General features: G+C 34.8%; 19 protein-coding genes and 3 pseudogenes. 10 read left to right on the top strand and 12 right to left on the bottom strand.

What is annotated here, in order from left to right:
- Positions 1 to 894: 894 nt before the first annotated feature.
- Positions 895 to 2,325, top strand: a complete 1,431-nt coding sequence (locus AC5LW9_RS05515; protein ID WP_493456461.1) for a sodium:proton antiporter — start codon at positions 895 to 897, stop codon at positions 2,323 to 2,325.
- Positions 2,326 to 2,740: 415 nt separating this feature from the next.
- On the opposite strand, the gene AC5LW9_RS05510 is transcribed toward AC5LW9_RS05515, so the two are convergent.
- Both AC5LW9_RS05510 and AC5LW9_RS05505 read right to left on the bottom strand, forming a co-directional pair.
- Complete coding sequence (locus AC5LW9_RS05510) at positions 2,741 to 4,090, bottom strand: MFS transporter (RefSeq protein WP_493456460.1); 1,350 nt, start codon at positions 4,088 to 4,090, stop codon at positions 2,741 to 2,743.
- Between the two features lie 28 nt (positions 4,091 to 4,118).
- A complete protein-coding gene (locus AC5LW9_RS05505; RefSeq protein ID WP_493456459.1) occupies positions 4,119 to 5,687 on the bottom strand; it encodes an alpha-L-rhamnosidase-related protein in 1,569 nt (522 codons plus the stop codon).
- 285 nt (positions 5,688 to 5,972) lie between these two features.
- Here AC5LW9_RS05505 and AC5LW9_RS05500 point away from each other — a divergent pair, with 285 nt between their 5' ends.
- The 3 genes from AC5LW9_RS05500 to AC5LW9_RS05490 all read left to right on the top strand — a co-directional run bounded on the left by AC5LW9_RS05500 (position 5,973) and on the right by AC5LW9_RS05490 (position 8,717).
- Positions 5,973 to 6,797 (top strand): helix-turn-helix domain-containing protein, encoded by an 825-nt coding sequence (locus tag AC5LW9_RS05500; protein WP_493456458.1) that lies wholly within the window; start codon positions 5,973 to 5,975, stop codon positions 6,795 to 6,797.
- Positions 6,798 to 6,993: 196 nt separating this feature from the next.
- On the top strand, positions 6,994 to 7,818 hold the full coding sequence (gene rhaS, locus AC5LW9_RS05495; protein ID WP_334321966.1) for an HTH-type transcriptional activator RhaS: 825 nt from the start codon (positions 6,994 to 6,996) through the stop codon (positions 7,816 to 7,818).
- 29 nt (positions 7,819 to 7,847) lie between these two features.
- Positions 7,848 to 8,717 carry a helix-turn-helix domain-containing protein gene (locus tag AC5LW9_RS05490; RefSeq protein WP_493456457.1) on the top strand — a complete coding sequence of 290 codons (870 nt, stop codon included), beginning with the start codon at positions 7,848 to 7,850 and terminating at the stop codon, positions 8,715 to 8,717.
- A 52-nt stretch (positions 8,718 to 8,769) separates the two neighbouring features.
- Here AC5LW9_RS05490 and rhaM read toward each other — a convergent pair whose 3' ends face one another.
- From rhaM to rhaB, 6 genes are all read right to left on the bottom strand, one after another.
- A complete protein-coding gene (gene rhaM, locus AC5LW9_RS05485) occupies positions 8,770 to 9,084 on the bottom strand; it encodes an L-rhamnose mutarotase (protein WP_086351446.1) in 315 nt (104 codons plus the stop codon).
- Positions 9,085 to 9,174: 90 nt separating this feature from the next.
- Positions 9,175 to 10,329, bottom strand: a complete 1,155-nt coding sequence (gene fucO / locus AC5LW9_RS05480) for a lactaldehyde reductase (protein ID WP_493456456.1) — start codon at positions 10,327 to 10,329, stop codon at positions 9,175 to 9,177.
- A gap of 16 nt (positions 10,330 to 10,345) precedes the next feature.
- Positions 10,346 to 11,380, bottom strand: coding sequence for an L-rhamnose/proton symporter RhaT (rhaT, locus tag AC5LW9_RS05475; RefSeq protein ID WP_198236157.1), 1,035 nt, complete (start codon positions 11,378 to 11,380; stop codon positions 10,346 to 10,348).
- Positions 11,381 to 11,434: 54 nt separating this feature from the next.
- Complete coding sequence (gene rhaD / locus AC5LW9_RS05470; protein ID WP_493456455.1) at positions 11,435 to 12,259, bottom strand: rhamnulose-1-phosphate aldolase; 825 nt, start codon at positions 12,257 to 12,259, stop codon at positions 11,435 to 11,437.
- A 14-nt stretch (positions 12,260 to 12,273) separates the two neighbouring features.
- On the bottom strand, positions 12,274 to 13,524 hold the full coding sequence (locus AC5LW9_RS05465; protein WP_086326292.1) for an L-rhamnose isomerase: 1,251 nt from the start codon (positions 13,522 to 13,524) through the stop codon (positions 12,274 to 12,276).
- A gap of 38 nt (positions 13,525 to 13,562) precedes the next feature.
- The gene (rhaB, locus tag AC5LW9_RS05460; RefSeq protein ID WP_493456454.1) at positions 13,563 to 14,969 is read right to left on the bottom strand and encodes a rhamnulokinase; all 1,407 of its coding nucleotides are present in this window, start codon (positions 14,967 to 14,969) and stop codon (positions 13,563 to 13,565) included.
- Between the two features lie 207 nt (positions 14,970 to 15,176).
- Here rhaB and asd point away from each other — a divergent pair, with 207 nt between their 5' ends.
- Positions 15,177 to 16,025 (top strand): archaetidylserine decarboxylase, encoded by an 849-nt coding sequence (gene asd / locus AC5LW9_RS05455; protein WP_086308947.1) that lies wholly within the window; start codon positions 15,177 to 15,179, stop codon positions 16,023 to 16,025.
- A 124-nt stretch (positions 16,026 to 16,149) separates the two neighbouring features.
- Positions 16,150 to 18,648, top strand: a pseudogene (mscM, locus tag AC5LW9_RS05450) (miniconductance mechanosensitive channel MscM); the annotation flags it as partial.
- Here mscM and AC5LW9_RS05445 read toward each other — a convergent pair.
- Positions 18,645 to 19,175, bottom strand: a complete 531-nt coding sequence (locus tag AC5LW9_RS05445) for a DedA family protein (RefSeq protein WP_493456453.1) — start codon at positions 19,173 to 19,175, stop codon at positions 18,645 to 18,647. The pseudogene mscM and the gene AC5LW9_RS05445 overlap by 4 nt on opposite strands.
- Before the next feature lie 191 nt (positions 19,176 to 19,366).
- Between AC5LW9_RS05445 and fdhD the strand changes: the two genes are divergently transcribed.
- From fdhD to AC5LW9_RS05425, 4 genes are all read left to right on the top strand, one after another.
- Positions 19,367 to 20,176 carry a formate dehydrogenase accessory sulfurtransferase FdhD gene (gene fdhD / locus AC5LW9_RS05440; protein WP_493456452.1) on the top strand — a complete coding sequence of 270 codons (810 nt, stop codon included), beginning with the start codon at positions 19,367 to 19,369 and terminating at the stop codon, positions 20,174 to 20,176.
- 429 nt (positions 20,177 to 20,605) lie between these two features.
- Entirely contained in the window at positions 20,606 to 21,424 is an 819-nt protein-coding gene (locus AC5LW9_RS05435; RefSeq protein WP_065737463.1) for a purine-nucleoside phosphorylase, read from the top strand.
- Positions 21,425 to 21,478: 54 nt separating this feature from the next.
- Positions 21,479 to 22,720: a nucleoside permease gene (locus AC5LW9_RS05430; protein WP_493456451.1), complete on the top strand. Its 1,242-nt coding sequence runs from the start codon at positions 21,479 to 21,481 to the stop codon at positions 22,718 to 22,720.
- Between the two features lie 183 nt (positions 22,721 to 22,903).
- Complete coding sequence (locus AC5LW9_RS05425; RefSeq protein ID WP_493456450.1) at positions 22,904 to 23,803, top strand: EamA family transporter; 900 nt, start codon at positions 22,904 to 22,906, stop codon at positions 23,801 to 23,803.
- 87 nt (positions 23,804 to 23,890) lie between these two features.
- Here AC5LW9_RS05425 and dsdC read toward each other — a convergent pair whose 3' ends face one another.
- The 3 genes and pseudogenes from dsdC to AC5LW9_RS05410 form a co-directional block, all read right to left on the bottom strand.
- Positions 23,891 to 24,826 carry a DNA-binding transcriptional regulator DsdC gene (gene dsdC, locus AC5LW9_RS05420; protein WP_493456449.1) on the bottom strand — a complete coding sequence of 312 codons (936 nt, stop codon included), beginning with the start codon at positions 24,824 to 24,826 and terminating at the stop codon, positions 23,891 to 23,893.
- Between the two features lie 14 nt (positions 24,827 to 24,840).
- Positions 24,841 to 25,125, bottom strand: a pseudogene (locus tag AC5LW9_RS05415) (LysR family transcriptional regulator); the annotation flags it as partial.
- Between the two features lie 14 nt (positions 25,126 to 25,139).
- A pseudogene (locus AC5LW9_RS05410) lies at positions 25,140 to 25,428 on the bottom strand (LysR family transcriptional regulator); the annotation flags it as partial.
- Between the last annotated feature and the right edge of the window lie 144 nt (positions 25,429 to 25,572).

Here is a 25,572-nt window from a genome sequence, read left to right as displayed (position 1 = left end):
TATTGTTATTAATAATTATTTGGCATTATTCTTACCTAACCAATTTATAATTAATATAAATGTTGCTAATAGGTAGTTGAGTATAAAAGTTATACAGATCTAAAAACAATCTAATGCAGGGTATAAAGTACCCTATTTAGGGTATTTTGCAATCTTTTTTTAAAATTATCTAAATTGAAATTAAACGTATAACTTACTGATATAATTAATTAATGAATAAAAAATAATTAAAATTTTTTGCCTAACAATTATCAAAGAAGAATTAACAAAATTTTGCTTTTTTAGATTTTTTATTGAGTATTTTGTAAAGAATTTTTATTAAAAGTTATATATACAAAATCATTTTTACTCAAACATACCTATTTTCTGAAAACTTTGAAAAAATAATTAGCTACACATTAATAAGAATAATTTTTTAAACAGTCATAGGGTAGTGAATAGGATTTTAATGTGTTTAAATTATTGAATTGAAATTAATTTAAAAAATCAATTAAGTTAATAGGTTATAATTAATTTTGTAAAAAATATTCAGGAGTCTATGCCATTTCGTTATTAAAAACACAGTTTATAAGAGATAAGCTCAAAGGGTATTGGTAAAAAGGAGAAGCCTTGTATTAGTTTGATCCGTTTTTAAATATTAAATTCATATAAAAAATTGAAACGGTATAGACTCCTGAATATTTTTTACAAATGCTGAGAGAGTATTTTTCATTATTTTGTCGATAAAACATTCACTAAGGGATTATTACCCTAAGATCCAATTTAGCATACAAATCTTTCTAACTTTTTATTTCAATGTTTAATCACTTGTTACCTAGCGTTTTATTAATAGCTTGATTGGTAAACGTTGAATATTTCGGCTATAATTCTTTGCTTTAGCGCCTGTAATAGCATATGAAAACCCATTTTAATTTATCATTACTATCATCTATTTTATTAATCTTAATGCCGTTTGATATCTATGCAGCGGATTTTAGTGGTCATGATCTGTCAATTTATTGGGGAGTCCCCTTTGTCGGGATTTTGCTTTCAATTGCGTTAATGCCGCTGTTTTTACCACGGCTTTGGCATCATCATTATGGTAAAGTCACATTAGGCTGGACGCTGATGTTTTTATTGTCTGCATTAGTAACGTTTGGCTGGCAAACAACGTTAAATCTAACAACACATGCCATTATTGCTGAATTTATCCCTTTTATTTTATTACTGCTGGCACTGTTTACAGTTTCGGGGGGGATTTTAATTAAAAGTGATGTAGTAAGTACCCCAAAATTAAATGTTGGTTTGCTGGCAATAGGAACTCTGCTTGCATCAGTAATGGGCACAACAGGTGCAGCTATGCTAATGATTCGGCCTTTAATTAGAGCTAATCGTGATCGTCAACATGCCGTGCACATTGTTATCTTTTTCATCTTTTTAGTTGCCAATATTGGAGGCGGTCTTACACCACTGGGTGATCCTCCTTTGTTTATTGGTTTTTTAAAAGGTGTCGATTTTGGTTGGACAGTTCATCATATGCTGTTGCCTGTTTTGCTGACATCAAGCTTGTTATTGGCTATTTTTTATGTGATTGATCACAAATATTTTAGTCTGCAATATGGTAAATTGCCCGTAATGGCATCCACCTTTTCACATAGCAAATCAATTAAGATCTATGGGATTAAGAATATATTTTTATTGGTAGCAATTATTGCTAGTGTACTTATGTCGGGTATTTGGCAATCACCGATTAGTTTTGAGTTTTTAGAGGTTCATATTGCATTGCCAAATTTAGTGCGCGACATCATTTTTGTGATAATTACTATTACATCGATGCTTATAACCCCGAGGCAAGTAAGAGCAGGAAATGAATTTAATTGGGATCCAATTATTGAGGTTGCCAAGCTATTTTTAGGAATTTTTATCACTATCGTTCCTGTTCTGGCTATTTTAAGAGAGGGTCATGACGGTGCTTTGGCGCCCGTTGTTGCTTTGGTAAGTGATTCGCAAAACACCCCAATTAATAGTATGTATTTTTGGCTTTCAGGTTTGTTGTCAGGATTTTTAGATAATGCGCCCACTTATTTAGTCTTTTTTAATTTAGCCTCTGGCGATGCTACACTCTTAATGACTACGCTTGAAAAAACTTTACTTGCAATTTCAATGGGGTCTGTGTTTATGGGAGCACTTAGCTATATCGGTAATGCCCCTAACTTTATGGTTAAAAGTATTGCAACCCAAAGCAAAATCATTATGCCTAGCTTTTTTGGTTATATGAAATGGTCAATTGGTATTTTGATTCCTGTATTTATAATAGATAATTTAATCTTTTTTGTGCTGTTCTAAATTAAGTTTGCCAATCATCTTTTTAACCAAATAAAAGCTAGCATTATCTAAATTTACTTAACCACTGAGTTCGACCAGTGGTTGTATTGACAAAGCGGCATAAGAGTGATTGGCTAACTTACATTTACCGTCTAAACTAATTGAGATTTGACTATTCACTCTCCACCGATCGCCATCTTTGACATCTAAATCGTTTTTACTGTCGTTTTAATGGATGGTTGATGTTTTTTACTTGTAGTATCAATATTGAATTCACTCTCACCCGTTAACCTAAGAACACCTTGTTCTGTCTACCATTCAAATGATGCACGTGTTGGGAGCAAATATAAACATCAGTCTACAACGACAATTTTTAACTATATAGAGCTCTCCTTTTAAATTATCAAAATACCCTTTAGTACGCTTACTTATCTCCTTATTCACTTTCATTTAATCGTTTGGCATCAAGTTCTGCGCAGATGGACGCATAAATGTCATCAAGTTTGTAAAATTTACCAATCCAGACCATAGAAGCTATGATTAAAATTGCAGGTAGATAGAGATAGCAAAGCTTGATGGCAAAAAGTGCACTTGTTACTTGTTCTGCATTAGCGATATAACCACCAGAAGAGAGCAAAAAGCCTGTAATTGCACCCGCACCTGCCATCGCAACCTTACCTAAAAAACCGTTTATAGAGGTTAAGATACCGGCAGTATTAATGCCTGTTTTCCAGACGCCATAATCAACAGGATCGGCTTGCATTGAAAAATAGATCGCTAAACGTTGACCTGCTCCAATCGATAAAATCACCGCACCAATTATTAAGCCAAGATGATTAATGCCAGATAGCATCATAATCCCCATTCCGACTAAATTAATGGTGCTAGCAAATAGGTAAATATGGCGTTTTTTAAGACGATTAGCTAAGAAAGGAACGGTGAGCGTTCCAAGTAATGGTACAAAAGTTGATACACCTGCAATAATGGCGGTTAATTCAGTGCTTTGGACATAATAATTGAAAAAATAAACTAACGTGCCCGTTTGTAAAAAGAATGCTCCCCACATGAGAAAGATATTGAAAGCAAATACTTTCCAAGGGGTATTATTTCTTAGACCTTGCCATGCTCGTGTTAGCGTCATTTTATCTTGGGTTATTGAGATTTTTTCTTCAACATTTTTAAAACTGACGATTAAAAAGAAAGTTGCAATGCCACCAAAAATGATTGCAGTATATAAAAAACCATGATTTTGATTACCATTACCTAGCGTTGCAACTAAAGGTAATGTTGCCACGGCAACAATGGTTGATCCTAACGATCCTAATAAAATTCTTACTGAGGATAAGGTTGTACGTTCTAAAGAATCGGCCGTTAAAAACGGTAACATTGCACTAAAAGGGATATTAACAATGGTGTAGATAAATGACAGACACAAGTAGGTCACAAATGCATAGATAAGTTTACCTGTGGTACCAAAATCGGGCACATAAAATACCAACACACATAGTATACCAAAAGGAATTGCGCCGATTAATAACCATGGACGACACCGTCCCCAACGGGTTGATGTATTATCAATGATAAGTCCCATTAATACATCAGCGACACCATCAACCAATCGCGTAACTAAAAACATAATACCAACATAGTAAGCAGGAAGTTCCATTACATCGGTATAAAAATACATAAGATACAACGAAATTAATTGCCATACTAAGTTACAGGATAAATCAGCAATCCCATAACCAATTCGTTGTTGCCAAAGTTTAAATATTGAATGCATCATTTTAAGATCCTTTAATAATATTGATTGGTTAAAGAGAGTGTTGACGAATAAACCAAGCAGGTGTACAGCTCCATGCATGGCAGTAACTGTTAATTATTTTGTTTCCGTAAGGTGAATAATTGAGATCGTTGGGATCAAAAAGTTCCCAAAAAGTGTCAGCGCCATATTCAACCATTTTTCCCCAATAGGCTTTAATTTCGTCTATCGCCTGTTTTTTCATACCAACTTTTAATAAAGCTAAAATATAGTGATGACGTAAGTAAGGTGTATTCATACCAATATCAGGAGGAGTTAATAGCAACTTATTCATCAATTTTTGCTGATGGTTACGATCTCCTACATCAGCAAGAATCATCCAAATTTGCGTTGCATAGCTAACTTGACGTTGCGCTCCACTTATGTAAAATCCTGATTTGTCATCCCATAGTTGGTCGGCAGCGTGTTTAACAAAATCCAATTTTTGTTGTAAATTTGAGGATATTTCTGGTTGAAAGGTTTGGGATAGCTTTATCGCTTTGTCTAAACAATAGATTAAAACACCTTGTGAAGCACCTTGTTTATTGAGTTTTTCATGCCAATCAATAAATGACCACCAGTCATCACTATCAACTACTAGCCCATATTCATCACAACGTTTTAGCGCGATGTCGATCTGTTGTAAGGCTATAGGCCATAACTCTTTGACTGTATTATGATCACTTGTTGCCATGAAATAGTCATATAAGACATCAATGTAAAACAGCGAATAATCAAATAAGAATGTATCATCAGCAATAATTTGTGGTTTGACAAAAATATTGGCCGAAACCATTCCATCTTCTCGCCTATGGCTTGCAAACAAATATAAGCAACGGCGAACAAGGTCATGTTGTTTAAATGTAACATTGTTGACTAAAGCTTGAAGTCGTAAGTCTCCTAACCACAATCGTCTATCTCGTTTAGGGCCATCTTCAAACACCTCTTGCATACAGTTTCGCAATGTGTGCACTGATACTTGATCTATTTTAGCCAGTTGAGGATCTTGTGTTTGACACTCAATACAGTATTTAGGTGCTGAACTTACCGTTTTAAACTCGAGATCTTTAAACGTCAAATTGTATTTAGGCGATAGTGAAACAATCTCTATTTTCAAATAGCGAAAACAGTAACGTCTGGATAAGGTTATTTGTGCAGGTAGCACATCAATGTATTCATCGTGTTCTTGTAACCAACTTTTACTTAACCATCCTTGATATTGACTAAATGGCTCTGCAAGTTCACCTAAAGTTTCCGCAAAGGTGAACTTGATATGTGCAGGTGCATCGGGAGGACTGCCTACCGCATCACACAAAAAAGATAAATACCCAACACCATGTTGTCCAAAATCAATAATAAAACTTTCGCCAACTTGAAAGCTTTGATTGAAATAAACTGTCGCAGGGCTAATGACCTTAGCCGACCATCCATGAACCGCTTTAGGATCATTGACTAATGTGATGATATTTTGCGCTTTGATGATTGTTTGATGAATTGTGGGTAATAAATTTTCGGCTTTAGAAATAAACGTTATGTCTCGAATCATAACAAGATCATCATTTTTTTGCATCGCTTGTGACATAGTCTTCTCCTTTAAAATATCTATTTTTAGGAGTATAGCTATGCGGTGCTTAAGGCAGCTACTTTGACACTGCCAGATTAGCGGTATAAATGGCAGTAGTAAAAAGATCATTAAGAGTCAGTTCACATTTTTAGAATTATTATTTTTAAACGGAAAGTTAATTACATTATTGTATGAGGAGTGAAAGTGAAAATAATTTTAACAATCATTACAGCTACACCTTTTTTAACTCAGCATTTTCACTCAGCATAATTAGAATTAATTAAAAGAAGTTAGGTAAGCATTATGAACCATTTAAAAATCATTACTTATTTTAATTCTGAATTAGATAAATTAGCACTGTATAAAAGTGATCCAGAAAGTAATAGTTTTGAGCATAACCATGAGTTTGATGAGCTGGTCATTGTAGAGCAAGGCCATGGACTACACGTTATTAATGGTAAACCTTTATTTATTCAGCAAGGTGATGTGTTTTTAGTACGTTGCCATGATTATCATTTCTATGATGATCTAGGCACTTTAAAACTGACAAATATCTTGATTAATCCTCGTCGAAAATTTATGTTTTTAAATAAGATAGAAATGTTATTGAATCGAATTTCCGCAAGTGATTTAAATTCTTATGTTTGGTTAGCACCTAGCCTCAGAAAAGAGTGTAATGCTGTTATCGATCAAATGTTCGATTTGCAAAACTCATTAGAGTATCGTGAATTTTTATTTTTTAAATTAATTACCATTATTGATCAATCAAAACGGCAAGCACAAAAAAATAACACACGTTATAAGCTTCACCTTCTGCTTAATCATTTACAAGAAAACTGCTTTGATGAATATGATTGGCATACTATTGCTCAACATTTTCATTTAACGCTTAGAACAATGTTCAGGCATATTAAACAAGCAACAGGTTTAACACCAGAAAACTACATCAAACGTCTAAGATTATTATCCGCACGCTCAAAAATTCGTGAAAGTGATATGACCATTACTGAAATATCTTTACTTTGCGGTTTTATCAATAGTACTCATTTTACAACGCTATATAAAAAAACATTTGGTATTACACCAAGTGAAGAAAGGAAAATCGGTAAGCAAAATTCATTAGATTAAGCGAATAATTAATAGCTCAGCTTGTAAGTCTAATAGGTTGTCAAAAGTGTGAGTCTTCGCACAAATTTGATAAAAAGTCCAAACTTCCTATAAATTACAGCCAAAAAAAGATTTTCCATGTCCAGATATTAAAGGTCAGATAAGATTTTACTTTTAGAATATAGATATAATGATTAGTAAAACGATGAGGTCATCTATGATTCAGAAGCTGCTTGATAAGGATTTTTTTGTTTCTAGTGAGCAAAACATCACCCTTGAACCTCGAGCACCACAACCCGTATATCCTGAACATACTCATAATTTTAATGAAATTGTTATTGTTACAAAGGGTTCGGGTAAACATATTTTAAATGGTCAGCTTTTTGACCTTTATCCAGGCATGATGTTTTATATTCATGCAAGTGATTGCCATTTATACGAAAACGTTAATAATCTACATTTAACAAATATCTTATATAGACAGCCCGATAAATTCAATTTCATCAATGGCATTGGCGAATTAATACCTACTCAAAATTCTAGCCAATCGCACTATTTTGTGGACAAAAAATGTAACCAACATGTGCAAACCATTTTGAATCAACTCAATCAAGTTAATGAACAGTCAAATCCTATTCAGGAAAGCCTTTTTTTACAGCTACTTTTGTTGTTTAAACAAAATCAGTATGTGAATCATGGATCAGGCTCGACAGATACTCGAGTTAAACAGCTATTACACTGGCTACAAATTCATTTTAAAGAAACCATTGATTGGGATAAGATCACTCAACAATTTTCATTGTCACTGCGCTCTTTTCATCGCCACATGAAAAACCAATTAGGTATTACTCCTCAAAAATATTTAATAAAATTACGTTTAGCAGAGGCCTATAGCCAATTAATATATACTAGTAAATCAATTACCGAAATTGCTCAGGAATGTGGATTTAATGATAGCGCCTACTTTTCAACATGTTTTAAACAAGAGTTTAAAGTTGGTCCACAAATATTACGTAATGATCCAGAAAAACGTTATCATTAATGGCTATACACGGACGTCAGGAACAGGTTATGAATAAACATTTACGTTTATATACACAGGACTATTTTATTTCAGAAATAAATACTGTTACTGTCGAAAAAAGAGATGATCAACAGCCTTTTCCTTTGCATAATCATGATTTCCATGAAATTGTCATTGTCTGTTCGGGTAATGGTTTGCATCATTGGAATGATTATATTTATCCTATTACCAGTGGCGATATTTTATATATTAATCCTAAAGATCTTCATGGTTATGAATCAGTAAATAATCTTAAATTGTTTAATATATTATATTTGCGAGAAACGCTTTTTTTATCAACAATAATTGAAAAATATCTTCCTAAACATAATGCTAAACATACGGAACGCGTTTGGCGTATTAATCCTTCATTTATTAAGCAGCTCTCGCCGTTAATTGATCAATTAACCTTAGAATCAAAAAAAAATAATTTAGCTTCAGTGCATTTGTCCGAAGCGTTATTTTTACAGTTATTGATTTTGTTAGATAGAATCAAGCAAGTTCCTAATGAACAATCCCCTACAGCAACTCATCAGTTGGATCTGCTCTTTACAACACTGCATAACAGTATTGGCAGTTCATTTAATTTAGAGATGTTTTGCAAACAAAATCATATTGCTAAACGTTCGATTAGTCGTTTATTTAAAAGCCAAACTGGCATGACCATTAATGAGTATCTGCAAAAACGTCGTTTATGTAATGCGATGTCATTACTGCGAAATACTCAATACTCGATCAGTATGATTTCATCAGAATGTGGTTATGATGATAGTAACTATTTTTCTGTAGTTTTTAAAAAAGAGACGCAACAAACGCCATCTCAATATCGAGCAAAATTCAAAGATAAGATTAATAAAAATATAAATTTATTGAATTAAAATAGATTGTTAAAGTCAACTCTCTTTTAAATCAGTAAAAGAGAGCAACACATTAATTGAGGTAAAATACGGGTAATAACTCTTCACTTATTGGGCTATTATCGGCATTACTTGGCATAATATCTTGCATAAATGCCCACCATTTTTGACAAGCTTGAGTTTTAGCAACTGCATCCCAACGCTCTTGGGATTCAATTTCTACATATGCGAAAAGTAAACTGCGTTTAGTATCCAAAAAGATCGAATAGTTGTGCGCACCGTGAGCTTTGAGTTCTGTGACCAACTCCGGAAATATTTCATCGTGTCTTTTTTTATATTCCGCATGTTTATCTGGATGTACTTGCATGATTGTCGCTTTTCTTAACATGATCACTCCTTTTAATCTTATTTATAAATAACAAGATAGATTAAATAAATATCATCTAACCTATCTCGACGTTATTAACGGATGAATGTTTTATTCATATATAGCATGATAAAGTTGTTCAATTTCACTAACATTTGTATCACGAGGATTACCGCCCGTGCATACATCATCAAAAGCAGCTTTTGCAAGTGCAGGGATGTCTTCACGTTTCACTCCAATTGCTTTCAAATTAGCTGGAATACCCACATCTTGATTAAGTTGTTTTACGGCATCAATAGCGGCTTGTCTGGCTTTCTCAATGCTCATACTTTCAGTGCCAACAACCCCCATTGCCTTAGCAATATCACGGAATTTATCAGCAGTAAATTCAGCATTGTAAGCCATGATATGAGGGAGCAAAACTGCATTTGCCACACCATGTGGTGTACTATAAAATGCGCCTAGAGGATGAGCCATACCATGGACAAGGCCTAAACCAACGTTTGAAAAGCCCATGCCAGCAATATATTGCCCAAGTGCCATCTCTTCCCCCCCTTTTTCGACGCCTTTAACCGAATCACGCAGTGAACGTGAAATGATTTCAATCGCTTTTAGATGGAACATGTCAGAGAGTTCCCATGCACCTTTAGTAATATACCCTTCGATAGCATGAGTTAACGCATCAACCCCCGTTGCTGCTTTTAAACTTGCAGGCATGCTCGCCATCATATCGGAATCAATAATGGCAACTGCCGGAATGTCATGCGGATCAACACAAACAAATTTGCGTTTTTTCTCTTCATCTGTGATAACGTAATTGATCGTTACTTCAGCAGCAGTTCCGGCTGTAGTTGGTATGGCGATGGTTGGAACCGCCGGTTTTTTAGTTGGTGCAACGCCTTCTAAACTGCGGACATCGGAATATTCAGGATTATTAATAATGATGCCAATTGCTTTAGCAGTATCTTGTGGTGAACCGCCACCAATCGCAATTAAATAATCTGCACCTGATTGTTTGAATATTTCAACGCCTTTTTGTACTACACCAATCGTAGGATTAGGTATGACATCATCAAAAATTTGATAACTCAAACCATTGTCATCCAATAATTTTGTAATTTTGGTCGCAACATTGAATTTAATAAGATCTTTGTCCGTTACAACCAAAGCTTTTTTAAAACCTCGTTTTTTTACTTCATCCACAATGTGAACAATTGAACCTGCGCCAAAATATGACGTTTCATTTAGAATCATACGATAAGACATAATTTTTTCCTTCAAATTAATTTGCCATGCCTAAACCAACAATATTGGCAGCAACAATAATCACCAAACAACCAATGCAAAGAACTCTTACTGGTTTTGTACCAGTACCAAGCCACTCTTTTAATACTAATCCGACGATGCCACCACATAATACATAAAAACTCATATGTAACATCCAACTCATAAAACCATATTCGGTTGGGATATTGGCATGTCCCCATGCATAAAAGAAGAATTGGAAATACCACATTGCACCACCCAATATGGCAAAAAGTACATTACTGATGAGTAACGATTTTGCAACAGAAATATCTTGTTTGAATGACAGATCTTTTTTAATACAGAGGCGTGTAATACAGAAACCAAGATTAACAATCGCTCCGCCACCCATAATGACAACATAACTTGGTAGTGCAACATAAAGGTTATCAACACCTAATTCAGCCGCTTTTGTGTGCATAGGTACAGCTGCACTCATGGCAAATGACATACCGGCTGAAAAAATACCACACATAATAGCCAGCAATAACCCTTTCTTAAGGTTAAAATCGACGACTTGTACTCCAAGGGTTTTCTCTTTTAAAAGTCCAGCATAAGTAACAATACCAACCCCGAAAACTGCGACAGCAACGCCTAGTAATGTCATTTTACCGCCAGTCGAAGCAACCAGTTCCCCAAATTTTCCTTGTAAAATCGGCGTCATCAAGGTACCAACAATTAAGGTAATACCAATTGCGATACCGATTCCCATCGACATACCCAAATAACGCATGGTAAGGCCATAGCCGACATTACCCACTCCCCACATTGCGCCAAATAGAAAAACGGGTATCAATATTTGTGAACCAAATGAACCATAATAAGCCCAAAAATCGGGTAATAAAAAGTAGCTAATAGACCATGGTAAAATAATCCAAGAAAACAGACCTGCTATTGACCACATCGTTTCCCATGACCAGTTTTTCACTTTTTTTAATGGTGCATAAAAACAAGCAGCAGAAGTGGCACCCACAAAGTGCCAAAAAATGCCTAGAAAAATCGAACTACCCATATTTGTATCCTTATATCTAAACAATATTAATTAGGCTATTTTTACTAAGCTTATTTATTGTTTTAAAGCATCCTCTAAAGGAGTGACATCAAACCGTTGAGCAAGTAGCCTAAATTGCTCAGTCGTAATGGTTTGTCTCTTGCCGCCCATTGATAATACTTTAACTAATACTTCCGCTGATTTTTCAGCCGTATCAATTAAGCCAAAGGCTTCATCTAAGGTTTGCCCTGTGCCAAAAACGCCATGAAAAGCCCAAAGTACTAAAGTGTGTTTTGCCATTTCTTGCGCGGTTGCATAACCAATTTCATCTTTGCCCGGTACCATCCAAGGCACCACTCCAACACCGTCAGGAAAGACTACCAAGCATTCGGTACTCATTTCCCATAACAAGCGGGTAATGACCGCAGTATCAAGTTCAAGCACATAGGTTAACGCAATTAAATTGGTCGCATGGCAGTGCATAATGACACGATCTTTACCCTGACTTTTCTCAATTCGGACAATATGTGATTGCAAATGTGCTGCCAATTCTGAAGTTGGCAATCCACCATTAATCAACCCCCACATGATGTAATAGCCTTTGCCTTGTTCGTCAATTTTTACAACCGTTAAAGTATCAGCGGGATCTAAAATCACATTACGAAAGAATTTACCCGAACCTGTAACAATAAAGTATTGATTGGCCAATTTGCTTACATCTTGAGTAAGCGTTACATGACGTGGGTTTTGATAAAAATCGTTTTTGAAAGATATGATATCGCTTTCCAATAATCGCAGACTTACATTACCGCCATTACGTTCATCCCAACCTTTTAACCACATGTCATAGGTCGCTTTAATCATGCCTTGTACAAACCATGAAGATTGTATTTGTTGCATAGTTATCACCTTTATTATCGTTGACTTAATACGTGTTGTTCATACTGACGAACTTCGTCTAACCATGCTTGCCCTACTGGGACATCATTAAGTTGACAATATTTGTCCCAAACCGCTTGCCAAGGCAGTGATTTTTGTTCTTCTAATAATGCTAAACGGGAAGTAAAATCACGGTTATGTTCATATTGTTTGAGTTTATCTGTCGGTTCTAATAGAGCTTTTAATAGACATTTTTTCATATTGCGAGTACCAATTACCCAAGCAGCAATTCGGTTGATGGAGGCATCAAAAAAGTCTAAGCCGATATGAACACGATCGAACAATTTATTACGAATGATCTCACTGGCAATATTTTGAGTTTCATCATCAAATAACACGACATGATCGCTGTCCCAACGTACCGGACGGCTGACGTGTAGTAAAAGATGTTCAACAAATGGCATAACAGCTGAAATCTTATCTGAAATAACTTCTGTTGGATGGAAATGACCAGCATCTAAACACAATGCCGTTTTACGAGAGGTAGCATAAGCTAAATAAAATTCGTTAGAGCCAGCAGTATAGGATTCTAAACCAATACCAAATAATTTACTTTCGACTGCATCAATATGATATTTTGGATCGATTTTTTCACTAATAATCTCATCAATAGATTCGACTAGACGCTGTCTTGGTCCAAATTTGTCAACGGTGATATCTTTCATGCCATCTGGTAACCAGATATTCATAATTGATGGCGTACCTAACTCTTTACCAAAGTATTCTGATACTTTACGACACGCTTTGCCATGATCGATCCAAAATTGACGGATTTGGTCGTTAGTGTGAGTTAAAGTCCCGTCATTACTCAATGGATGCGAAAAGTAAGTAGGATTGAAGTCTAAACCAATTTGTTGTTTTTTCGCCCATTTCACCCAATTAGCAAAATGTTCGGGTTTGATCTCGTCACGATCAACCTTGTGATCGGCTTCTAGGTAACAGGCATGTAAGTTCAGACGTTTAGGTCCAGGAATTAAACTAAATGCTTTATCTAAATCTAAGCGGAGTTCATCAGCACTACGAGCTTTGCCAGGATAATTTCCAGTTGCTTGAATACCTCCGGTTAATTCGCCCTCTTGCTTTTCAAAACCAGCCACATCATCACCTTGCCAGCAATGTACTGAAATTGGCAAGCGAGCCATAGCGGCAATGGCGGCATCAGTGTCTACACCTATTTCAGCAAATCTTGATTTGGCAATTTGATATGCATTTTCAACTACATTCATGGAATACTCCTTTATAAAATATATAATTTTTTTATTAATTAACTATTGTTTGGATAGTAGTATTTGGTATCAAAATTTTGAGCGATGATCTGACGCAAAGTTTTGACATTTTTAATAGCGCCTAACGAAATCAATTGATAACCCACGTTCCCGAGTGCTGAAGATTCAATTGGCCCAGCCGTAACATTGATTTGACAAAGATTGGCACATAACTGATTTAAAAAAGTGTTTTGGCAGCCACCTCCAACGATATGTAACGTATTGATTTCTTCATTTGTGATCGTTGCCAATTCTTTAATTACATCACGATATAAATGAGCCAAACTGTCAAAAACACATCGTACTAACTCCGATAAACGTTCAGGCGCATGACCGTAATTCTCTAAACAAACCTGTTTAATGGTTTCTGTCATTGATTGAGGATTTAAAAAACGAGAATCATTTGGGTTGATAATGTAGGCAAATGGGGATTCTTGTTGTGCTAATTGAATTAATGAGGTGATATCCTTAACTTCGTATTCAGCGCAGATTCGTTGGAATAACCAAAGTCCCATTATGTTTTTTAATACCCGATAATGCCCATCAACACCACCTTCGTTGGTAATATTGGCGTTTAATGCTTGTTGCCCAGTAAACGATTGTTTTGATTCAATCCCCATTAATGACCACGTACCAGAACATAAATAAGCACTATTTTTATCGGTAATGGGAGTGGCAATAACTGCACTAGCCGTATCATGGCTAGCAATGGCTATGACTGGAATTTGATCGCCTGTTGGTGTCCGCCACATTCCAACTTGATTACCAGGTTGAGTAATTTCACCAAACCATTTACGCGGAACACCTAAATAGTTGAGCAAGTCATCATCCCAGTCATGAGTAGCAACATTAACTAATTGAGTGGTAGAGGCGTTAGTGTATTCGCGATTTAATTGGCCAGTTAACCTATAAATAAGATAATCCGGGATCATCACTAAATCGGTTACTTGTGATAACCAAGTGGGATGTTCAATCATCATCGCTTTGAGTTGATAAAGAGTATTAAAAGTAAGAAATTGGATACCTGTTTTTTGATAAATCGTTTCTGTGCCCAGATCTGATTGCACAAGTGACATGATATTATCTGTTCGGTGATCACGATAAGCGTAAGTGGGGCCAACTACTTGTCCATTTTTATCAAGCAATACATAATCAACCCCCCAAGTATCAATACCAATACTATCAATTTTGATATTTTGCTGAATAATTTTATTTAAACCGATTAGTATCTGCTGTTCTAGATAAACTAAATCCCAACAAAAATTATTACCTATCTCTTTAAATCCATTGCTAAATCGATGAATCTCTTCAAGGGTTATTTTTTGATTTTTCTGTTGATAGCATGACAGCATTACCCGTCCACTAGATGCCCCTAAATCTATTGCTACAATATATCTATCTTCCATTAACACTGCCCTTAGTTTTATTAATGGTGATAGTTTAGATAGAAGTAAATATAGAGACTTTTAATTGATTGCCATTGTTTAATGGATATTGGCAAAATTTTTAAACTAAGTGTGATCTATCACACAAATTGCCGATTTTAAGGGTTTTATACATTCCAATAAATTATTGGTATAATAATTCTTTTAGACAAAATTTGAGAGTAATCCATGTCAAATCAGTTAAAAGCAATTATTCAGTATCTTCTTCCTAAACAGTTATTAACCTCGTTATTTGGTTGGCTGGCTAAAAAGCAATTAGGTAAAGTTACTACTTGGATAATTCAGGGCTTTATGAAACTGTATAAAATAGATCTGAGTGAAGCAAAATTAGAAAATGCCGAAGACTATAAAACTTTCAATGATTTTTTTGCACGTAAACTAAAAGAAGATGCACGCCCAATTGATAGCGCGGTTAACTCTATAGTTATGCCTGCTGATGGGACTATTAGCCAATTTGGTACGATTCAAGATAATTTATTATTACAAGCAAAAGGACATTATTATTCTTTAGAATCACTCCTTGCTTGCCATTCCGATATGATTAAATTCTTTAAAAATGGCTCTTATGCAACCACCTATCTTTCACCGAAAAATTATCACCGTTTTCACATGCCTTGTGATGGGGTTTTACGTGAAATGATTTATGTACCGGGTTCACTTTTTTCGGTTAGTCAAGCAACTACTGAATGCATACCAAATATTTTTGCTCGCAATGAACGGGTAATCTGTTTATTTGAAACCGATTTCGGACCAATGGCACAGATTTTAGTTGGTGCAACCATCGTTGGCAGTATTGAAGTACAATGGGAAGGCTGTATTACTCCACCACGTGAAGGCATAATGAAACGTTGGGTCTATTCAGGTGAAGTAAAACTAGTTAAAGGACAAGATATGGGATGTTTTAAACTCGGTTCAACCGTCATTACCTTGTTTGCATCTAACACAATTGAATTTGATAGCCACTTAAAAGTTGGTAATACAACACGTGTTGGTCAAAAATTAGCTGAAAGGATATAGCTTTATGTGGATGCGTAGTATTTTATGTTGTGCTTTATTGCTGTTTACATCAATAACATTAGCTGAACAAACAGCCATTACCATTGATAATGAAGAAGAACTATCACAAACAGTCAATCAATTAAGTGATAAAAATGATGAACTCCGTCAAAATTTAGAACTTCAAAAAACACATTTAACCAGCATTACTAATGAACAAAATAATATTACTACGCAAATATCACATGTACAAAATACATTATCAACCCTTGCTGAACAAGGGGAATGGTTAAGCTTTTCAACAGCACTAGGCGAAACACTTCGCCAACAGTTGTTAAATCTACCAGAAAAACCAAAATCACAACCACTTGATGCAGAAATAGCGGAAGCAAAAGTTCAACAATTAAATTACAGTACTAATTTAAAGGCATTAGAGAACTATCCTACATTATCAAACCCACTTAATAGTTCAAAACTTGCCAGCCAGTATCGCCGATCAATTCGAGAACAAAGCGAATTGCTTAAAACGTTAATTTCAGGTACAGATACCACTATTTTGGAATTAACAAAATTAAAAATATCCAATACACAATTAACCAATGCCATCGATGAAGTTAATGATGCGGCACATCGTTATTTTTTCTGGGTTGCCGATGTAAATCCAATTTCGTTGGAATATCCAGTAAATTTAGCTAAAGATGTGGTGTATGTTCTTTTTTCCATTGATACGCTAACTCAACTCTATAATGCCAGTTGTGAAATATTATCTTCACCTAAATTACTATTCTTATTAACATTATCTATGATATTTGTTTTCGCACATTTCAAAATGCGAGCTAAATATTATGCATTTTTAAACAAATCCGCTGCGCGTGTGGGTAAAGTAACGCAAGACAGTTATTCATTAACGTTAAAAGTGGTTGTCTACTCGTTAATCATGGCGTTACCTGTACCCATTTTATGGGCTGTGTTTGGTTATGCATTACAACAAATTAATTGGGATTATCCGGTAGCTATAGCTCTAGGCTATGGTGTTAATGCTGCAGCACCGATTTTATGGGTCTTTATAATCACGGCTCATTTTGCGGAAGAATCAGGACTCTTTATTACCCATTTTGGCTGGTCAAAAGCTAACGTCCGTGAAGCAATGAAATATTATAAACTTTCAGTTTGGTTAGTGATCCCCCTTGTAATGATTGTGATGAGTTTTGATCAGTTTAGTAACCGCCAATTTGCTGCTACTATTGGTCGCAGTGCTTTTATTATTTTGTGTTTTGCATTAGTATTTATGAGCAACTCAATTCACCGAGCGGGTGTTCCATTGTATATAGATAAAAAAGGCTCTGGTGATAATCTCTTAAGCCATATTTTATGGTTTATCTTATTGAGTGCTCCGTGGTTAGCCATTATTGCCGCCTTTTTAGGATATTTATCAACGGCTCAAGTTCTATTAGGTCGCCTTGAAGCTTCTGTTTTTATTTGGTTCGGTTTATTAGTTATCTATTTTATGATTCGTCGTTGGATGTGGATCCAAAAACGTCGCATCGAATTTGAACGAGCAAAACAGCGCCGACTAGAACGTATGCAACGCGCTAGAGGTCATGAGGAAGAACTAACAATTAATGACAATATGGATGAGCCTGTCATAGATTTAGATGCAATTAGTGCTCAATCGTTACAGTTAGTTAGATCGATTATTATGCTGATAGCATTAATCAGTATGATATTACTTTGGTCAGAATTGCACTCAGCTTTTGCCTTTATGAACAATATTAAACTCTGGGGCACGAGTGTAATAATAAATGGAACCGAAGTTGAACAGTACATTACTTTAGGCGCTGTTTGTATTGCCATTTTAGTTATGACCATTACCGTTCAAATAGTAAAAAATCTGCCAGCACTACTTGAATTAGGTATTCTTCAACATTTAGATTTAGCCCCAGGCACGGGGTATGCCATCTCAACCGTATCAAAATATATCGTTTTGATGATAGGCAGTATGATTGCGTTTTCGTTTATCGGTATTGATTGGGCAAAAATTCAGTGGCTTATTGCAGCACTAGGTGTCGGTTTAGGATTTGGTTTACAAGAGATATTTGCAAACTTTATTTCAGGTTTAATCATCTTGTTTGAAAAACCTGTGCGGATTGGCGATACCGTTACCATTCGGGATTTAACGGGAAATATCACCAAAATCAATACGCGTGCCATTACTATTGTCGATTGGGACCGTAAAGAAATTGTTATGCCCAATAAAGCGTTTATTACCGAGCAACTAGTCAATTGGTCATTATCCGATTCAATAACCAGAATTGTATTAACCATTCCAGCAACCATTGATGCGGATAGCGATCTGGTGATCAAATTGCTACAGCAGGCTTGTGAAGAGTGTGAATATGTACTTAAAGATCCTGAACCACAAGTGTTTTTAGTGGATATTCAAGAAGGTATTCAGTTGTTTGAAATACGCGTATTTGCAGCAGAAATGGGACACCGTATGCGGCTACGCAGTGCAATTCATAAATTGATATTAGAAGCTTACCGTGAACACAATTTAAAATTACCATTCCCACCTTTACAAACCAATTTGGAAGCGCTTGGTCGCAAAAGTGGGCGTCGTAGTTATAATGTTGGTACGATTTAACCAAATAGGGTTTCTAACCAATGTACACCAAATGCACCAGGAGCCAAAAGCACAAATGCCCAAATTGGTGCTGAAGCGATATTAGCTAAATTAAATTTACTTGCTGGCATATGCATCGTGCCAGCAATGAGCGGTACAAATGCTCGTAATGGACCAAAAAACCGACCGATAAAGACGCCTAACGTACCATAACGTTGAAAGAATTGTTCGGCTCGAAAAATAAGTTTTGGGTGTTTGTTTAATGGCCATGAGGCAATCACTTGTTGATGGTAGTGCTTACCTAACCAATAAGATACCCAATCCCCTAAAACTGCTCCGGCTGAAGCAGCAATCATCACAGGAAAAAACGATATCGCACCACCGCCAACTAAGGCGCCAGCCCCCAATAATATGGCAGTTGCTGGCACAAGTAACGAAATAACAGCCATTGATTCACCAAAAGCCAGTAAAAATATAATTGGCAATGCCCACATTTGATGTGTCTGAATAAATTGCATTATTATGTGTGTAATTTCTTGTAATGACATAGTTTGACTTGATAAATTAGCAATTGATAATAGTTTTTTATTTTACCATAATATTAAACGTATAGGATTTGAGCGTATTAATTATTGGCTGCTTTTAAAATAATAAGTATATTGATTTACTCATTATTAACATTGATAAGCTGATCATAAAAAACCTATTTGTTAACAACTAAAATAGCCAGAGTTCAATTATGACGATCGGAACCACTTCATTAGAAGTAACCAAATTCAGTAACAGTACATTACAAAACCCACAAGCGGACAAAGTAGCTATCGAAAAACCCGTTGCCTTAGTTTATAACGGAATTTCCCATGTTGTTATGATGGCAACACCTAAAGATCTTGACTATTTTGCTATTGGTTTTTCATTAACTGAAAACATAATTGAATCAGTTAATGATATTTATGGCATTGATATCGTTGAAAGATCGCAAGGAATTGAAGTTAATATTGAATTATCATCAAGACGTTTTGCTCAATTAAAAGAAAAACGTCGTAATTTAACTGGCAGAACAGGATGCGGAATTTGTGGTACTGAGCAAATTGAGCAAGTTTGTCAAAGTATTTCACCGCTTCAAATAAACGATACAATAGAATTATCCAATTTTAGAAACTCTCTTTCATACTTAACTCAAGTTCAATTGGTTGGCAAACAAACTGGCTGTACCCATGCTGCTGTTTGGCTTGATTTGAATGGGCAATTTTTAGCTGGCTTTGAAGATATCGGTAGGCATGTTGCATTAGATAAATTACTCGGTTATCGAGCAAAACAGCAACAATTGAGTAATCGAGAACAGAAAGGCGTTATTCTAGTTTCTAGCCGCGCCAGCTATGAAATGGTTCAAAAAACAGCTATCTGTGGAATTGAAATTCTTTTGGCTGTTTCTGCCGCAACATCTATGGCCATTGATAACGCCAAACAAAATAACTTAACGTTGATTGGTTTTTTTCGAGGTGATAAAGGGGTTATTTATTCCGATTGCGGGCGTATTTTGGTATGAGATTAAATTTAATCAGAACTAAGCGTTATCAAATAACCATACGATACTGAAAAAGTATTTTTTTACATATTATCAATGCGATGCATTCCAAAATAGCACATTAAAAAATAATAAAACTATTTTTATCCCATAATTAAATGAAAGATAAATTAATAAGCATCTTTCTTTATTCCATGAAGATCAGCATAATATACAACTATGAATAACAAATACTTTGTTTTTCTTGTAGATTTTTAGGTGATCTTTTTCTGTAAATGAAAAATAGGGTTATTTATATCGATTATTCTCTATTATTGAATAGTATGATATTTATAACTCTGTTTCTCAAAACTAACAATAATTGTTAGTTTTGAGACATCTAAGTTTTTTGTGATTATGTTTAATCACCAATTTTTTTCGTTTTTTTCGATAATTTGAAAGGGTACAGTCATGCATCAAACATCTGATATACAGCAAGCAGTTAATTTTATTCAACAACATACCGATAAAAAACCAACGATTGGGATTATTCTTGGTTCAGGTTTAGGCCCTTTTGCCGATACGCTTGAAGATGCGGTTCACATTCCTTATGACACAATTCCTCATTTTGCGAAATCTGCCGCAGTTGGACATGCTAACGAATTAGTCATTGGTAAAAGTGGAGATAAAACTGTAATCGCGATGAAAGGCCGTTTTCACTATTATGAAGGTTTTACATTAGATCAGGTTACTTTTCCTGTTCGTGTAATGAAAATGCTCGGCGTTGAAAAACTGATTATTACTAATGCTTGTGGTGCTGTGAATACGAGTTTTAAACCAGGCGATTTGATGCTCATCACTGATCATATTAATCTAACAGCTAATAACCCATTAATTGGACCAAATAATCCAGAACTTGGCGTTCGCTTTTTAGATGTAAGCGAAGTTTATAATAAACAATTACGTAAAATCGTGTCTGATGTAGCAAACGAACTAAATATTACACTACAACAAGGTGTTTATGCATGGTGGACAGGACCGACCTATGAAACGCCGGCCGAAGTGAGAATGATTCGAGTTTTAGGGGCGGATGCAGTGGGTATGTCAACAGTACCTGAAGCAATCATTGCTCATCATTCAGGTATTAAAACCATTGGCATCTCTTGTTTAACTAACATGGCATGCGGCATATTAGATCAACCTTTAGGTCACGAAGAAGTAATTGAAACAGCAGAGCGTGTTAAATCAACATTTTTACAGTTAATCACTAAAACAATAGCGCGTTTTTAATCAATACTTTTTATTATTTTATATAAAAAGTTCACATTATTTTAGGGATAAATAATGAACATTAAAGATAGATTGAAAATAATGATGTTTTTCCAATATTTTATTTGGGGAAGCTGGTTAGTGACTTTCGGCGGTTATCTGTTCAACACGTTGCACTTTTCAGGCGCCGAAGTAGGAATGATTTTTAGTACAAAAGGTTTAGCCGCATTAATAATGCCATGTATTATTGGCATTATTGCAGACAAATTTTTACAACCTAAATATTTGTATATGCTTTGCCATTGCATTTGTGCTATTGCTCTGTTTTATGCTGCATCAGTCAATAATTCGATAATGCTATTTTGGGTGATGTTATGTAATGCATTTGCTTTTATGCCAACCATTGCATTATCAAATTCAATCAGTTACCACTGTCTGGATGAGGAAAAATTAGATACCGTTGCTGTTTTTCCTAAAATTAGGGTATTTGGTACTATTGGTTTTATTGTTGCAATATGGATGATTAGCTTACTGAAATACGAATTGAGCAACGCTCAGCTTTATGTAGCGAGCGCAGCATCAGTTTTGCTAGCGGTGTATAGCGCGACGTTACCTAACATTAACATGAATAAATCACAGCAACAGTCTTGGAGTTCCCGTTTAGGCTTAGATGCATTTGTGCTATTTAAAAATCCCACTATGGTTGTTTTTTTTCTATTTGCGATGTTACTTGGCGCAATCTTGCAAATCACTAATACATTTGGTGGTGCATTTTTACATGATTTTGGTAAAATTCCAGAGTTTAAAAATAGCTTAATTGTACAGTATCCAGCAATTTTGTTATCTGTTTCACAAATGGCAGAAGTGGCATTTATTTTGACCATTCCATTCTTTCTTAAGAAATTTGGCATCAAAAAAGTCATTATGATAAGCTTAATTGCTTGGACACTCAGATTCGGTCTGTTTGCTTTTGGTGATCCAACACCATTTGGTTTTGTACTGTTAATGCTGTCGATGATTGTGTATGGCTGTGCCTTTGACTTCTTCAATATTTCGGGTTCTATTTTTATCGAAAAAGAAGTAAGCCCGAATATTCGAGCGAGTGCACAAGGATTATATATGACCATGGTGAATGGCATTGGTGCTTATTTAGGGTCAATATTGAGTGGTTTTGTTGTTGACATGTGCACGCATGACGGTGTTAAAGATTGGCAAACAATTTGGATCATTTTTGCATCTTATGCACTGGTATTAGGAGTAGTTTTTTATTTTACATTTAACTACCGCCACAGTAAGTCAGAGCCTGTTGTGCAATAATTTACTGGTCAAAATTACTGGTCAAACTAATGAGCTAAACCTAATAACGTTCATTCAGTTCTGATTCGTTTAGTATTCTTTATACTAATTATTAAATAATTTAAGAGTCACAGGGGATATCCCCTGTGAGCTCTAATTGTGTGTGTTAAATAAAATATTTTGTTAGAGTAATGAGATTTAAATATGAAAGAAAAATTTTTGGGTGGTTTATTAGTTTTTTTAGGAGCATGTAGCTTTGGAGTGCTCTCATCTATTGTAAAAACCGCTTATAAAGATGGCTACACACTTGGTGAAGTGACGGGTGTTCAATGCTTTTTAGGTATGCTAATGTTGTGGTTGGTTCATTTTCTGGTTAAAACACTAAATAAATCTAAAACTGATTTAACCCCAAAACCTCAATTAACTAAAAAATGGAAAGCGTGTGCCGTTGGTATTTTTCCAGGGTTAGTTGGCATTTGTTATTATCAATGTGTACAATTAGTTCCCGCTTCAATTGCTATTATCTTATTAATGCAATATCTTTGGATTAGTATCATTATTGATTTTGTTATCTTTAAAAATAAACCAACTAACATTCAAATTTTAACCGTAGTAGCAATTATTTTTGGTAGCTGTTTGGCTGCGGGTATTTTTAATGAAGACATTAAATTGAATTTAACTGGTTGTCTATTTGGTTTTTTAGCTGCATTGATGTACTCATTATTCATCACAACTAGTAGTAATATTGGTAATGATTTACCGAAATTAGAAAAAAGTGCACTGATGATAACAGGCGCTTGCATTGTGACATTTTTAATTTTTCCGCCTATGTTTTTCTTTAAACTCGATATCAGTGATAAACTTTATCAGTTAGGCTTTTTATTAGCTTTGTTCGGTACCGTTTTGCCACCATTTTTATTTGCAGTGGGCATGCCTAAAATAGGGATTTCATTAAGTGCAATACTATCAGCAGCAGAATTACCCGTGGCGGTTACCTGTTCTTATCTTTATCTAAAAGAGTTAGTGTTTTTTAACCAATGGATGGGCGTCATAATTATTCTATTGGCCATTGCGCTATCAAATTTAAAACATTTAAAAAAATAATAGGAATTTATGAATGAGTGCGGTTAACTTCCGCACCTTTAGTAAAGGTGAGTATATTAATTAATCTAATGTTTTGATAAAAAAGTCTTACATATAACTTTTTAACCATTTAATAAATAAATCAGCTTTAGGATTATATCGCTCTTTTGGTGTACAGATATAATAATGTTGAGAGCACTTTACTTCCATTCCCTCAAATGGAGTAATTAGTAAGCCTGATTCGAGGTAATTTTTAATGACTTGCTTTCTTCCTATCGCAATACCAGCATGATTTATTGCAGCTATTGCAGCCAAATCGGAACGATCAAAACATATATTTTGCATTTCGTTAAAATCATAAGATAAGGAAAAATGTTTTGCCCAACTTTCCCATTCATCAAAACTTGAATCATATCCCCATGCTTGAGTGTCATGCAGTATGAAGCATTTCGATAAATTCTCAATTTTGTTACATAAATCATTTTGTTGTGCATAATAAGGACTACAAACGGGAATAATGGTTTCATTTAATAAATGTTCACAGGTTAAATCATCATAAGTCAGATCATCATAATAAATGGCTAGATCAACCCGATGGCGACTGAAATTGATAATTTCGTTACCCGAAACAATGTTTAACGATATATAAGGATAGTGCCTTGCAAATAGTGATAATTTTGGAATTAACCAATTTTGAGCAAAAGAAGGTCTTGAAAAGATAGTCAAAGTGCCAAAAGCTTCTTGATTTTTAATTTCCAATATTTCTTGATTTAAAATATTTAGAGACTTTTTGACTACTTTAAATAAGTTCATACCTTCATGAGTCAAGGCTATTCGTCGATGATAGCGCTGAAATAATTTAAATGAAAGTTCATCTTCCAGTTTATTAATTTGATGACTTACTGCACTCGGACTAATGCAAAGTTCTTCAGCTGCTAATGCAAATGATAAATGACGAGCGACTGACTCAAACGTGTGCAGCTTAGAGAGTTGATAACGATTAATAACATGATTTTTCTTTAAAAATCTATTTTCATCATACATAATAATTCTCCTTTTATTTCTTGATTTAAAATATTTAGAGACTTTTTGACTACTTTAAATAAGTTCATACCTTCATGAGTCAAGGCTATTCGTCGATGATAGCGCTGAAATAATTTAAATGAAAGTTCATCTTCCAGTTTATTAATTTGATGACTTACTGCACTCGGACTAATGCAAAGTTCTTCAGCTGCTAATGCAAATGATAAATGACGAGCGACTGACTCAAACGTGTGCAGCTTAGAGAGTTGATAACGATTAATAACATGATTTTTCTTTAAAAATCTATTTTCATCATACATAATAATTCTCCTTTTATTTCTTGATTTAAAATATTTAGAGACTTTTTGACTACTTTAAATAAGTTCATACCTTCATGAGTCAAGGCTATTCGTCGATGATAGCGCTGAAATAATTTAAATGAAAGTTCATCTTCCAGTTTATTAATTTGATGACTTACTGCACTTGGACTAATGCAAAGTTCTTCAGCTGCTAATGCAAATGATAAATGACAAGCGAGCGACTGACTCAAATGTGTGCAGCTTCGAGAGCTGATAACAATTAATAACATGATTTTTATTTAAAAATCTATTTTCATCATACATAATAATTCTCCTTTACTAACTCATTACTATACTATTTCATGTGCAAACATTTCAAAGCTTACGCTTCTAAATAATTATTTACACGAAATTTATTGAAATATTAGCATTTTTTGATTTTAATCACACTTATAGATGAATTTAATT

This window comes from Gilliamella sp. LMG 34360 (assembly GCF_984568995.1).
The sequence above is the reverse complement of the archived record's forward strand: the minus strand, read 5'-3'. Positions and strand labels throughout refer to the sequence as shown.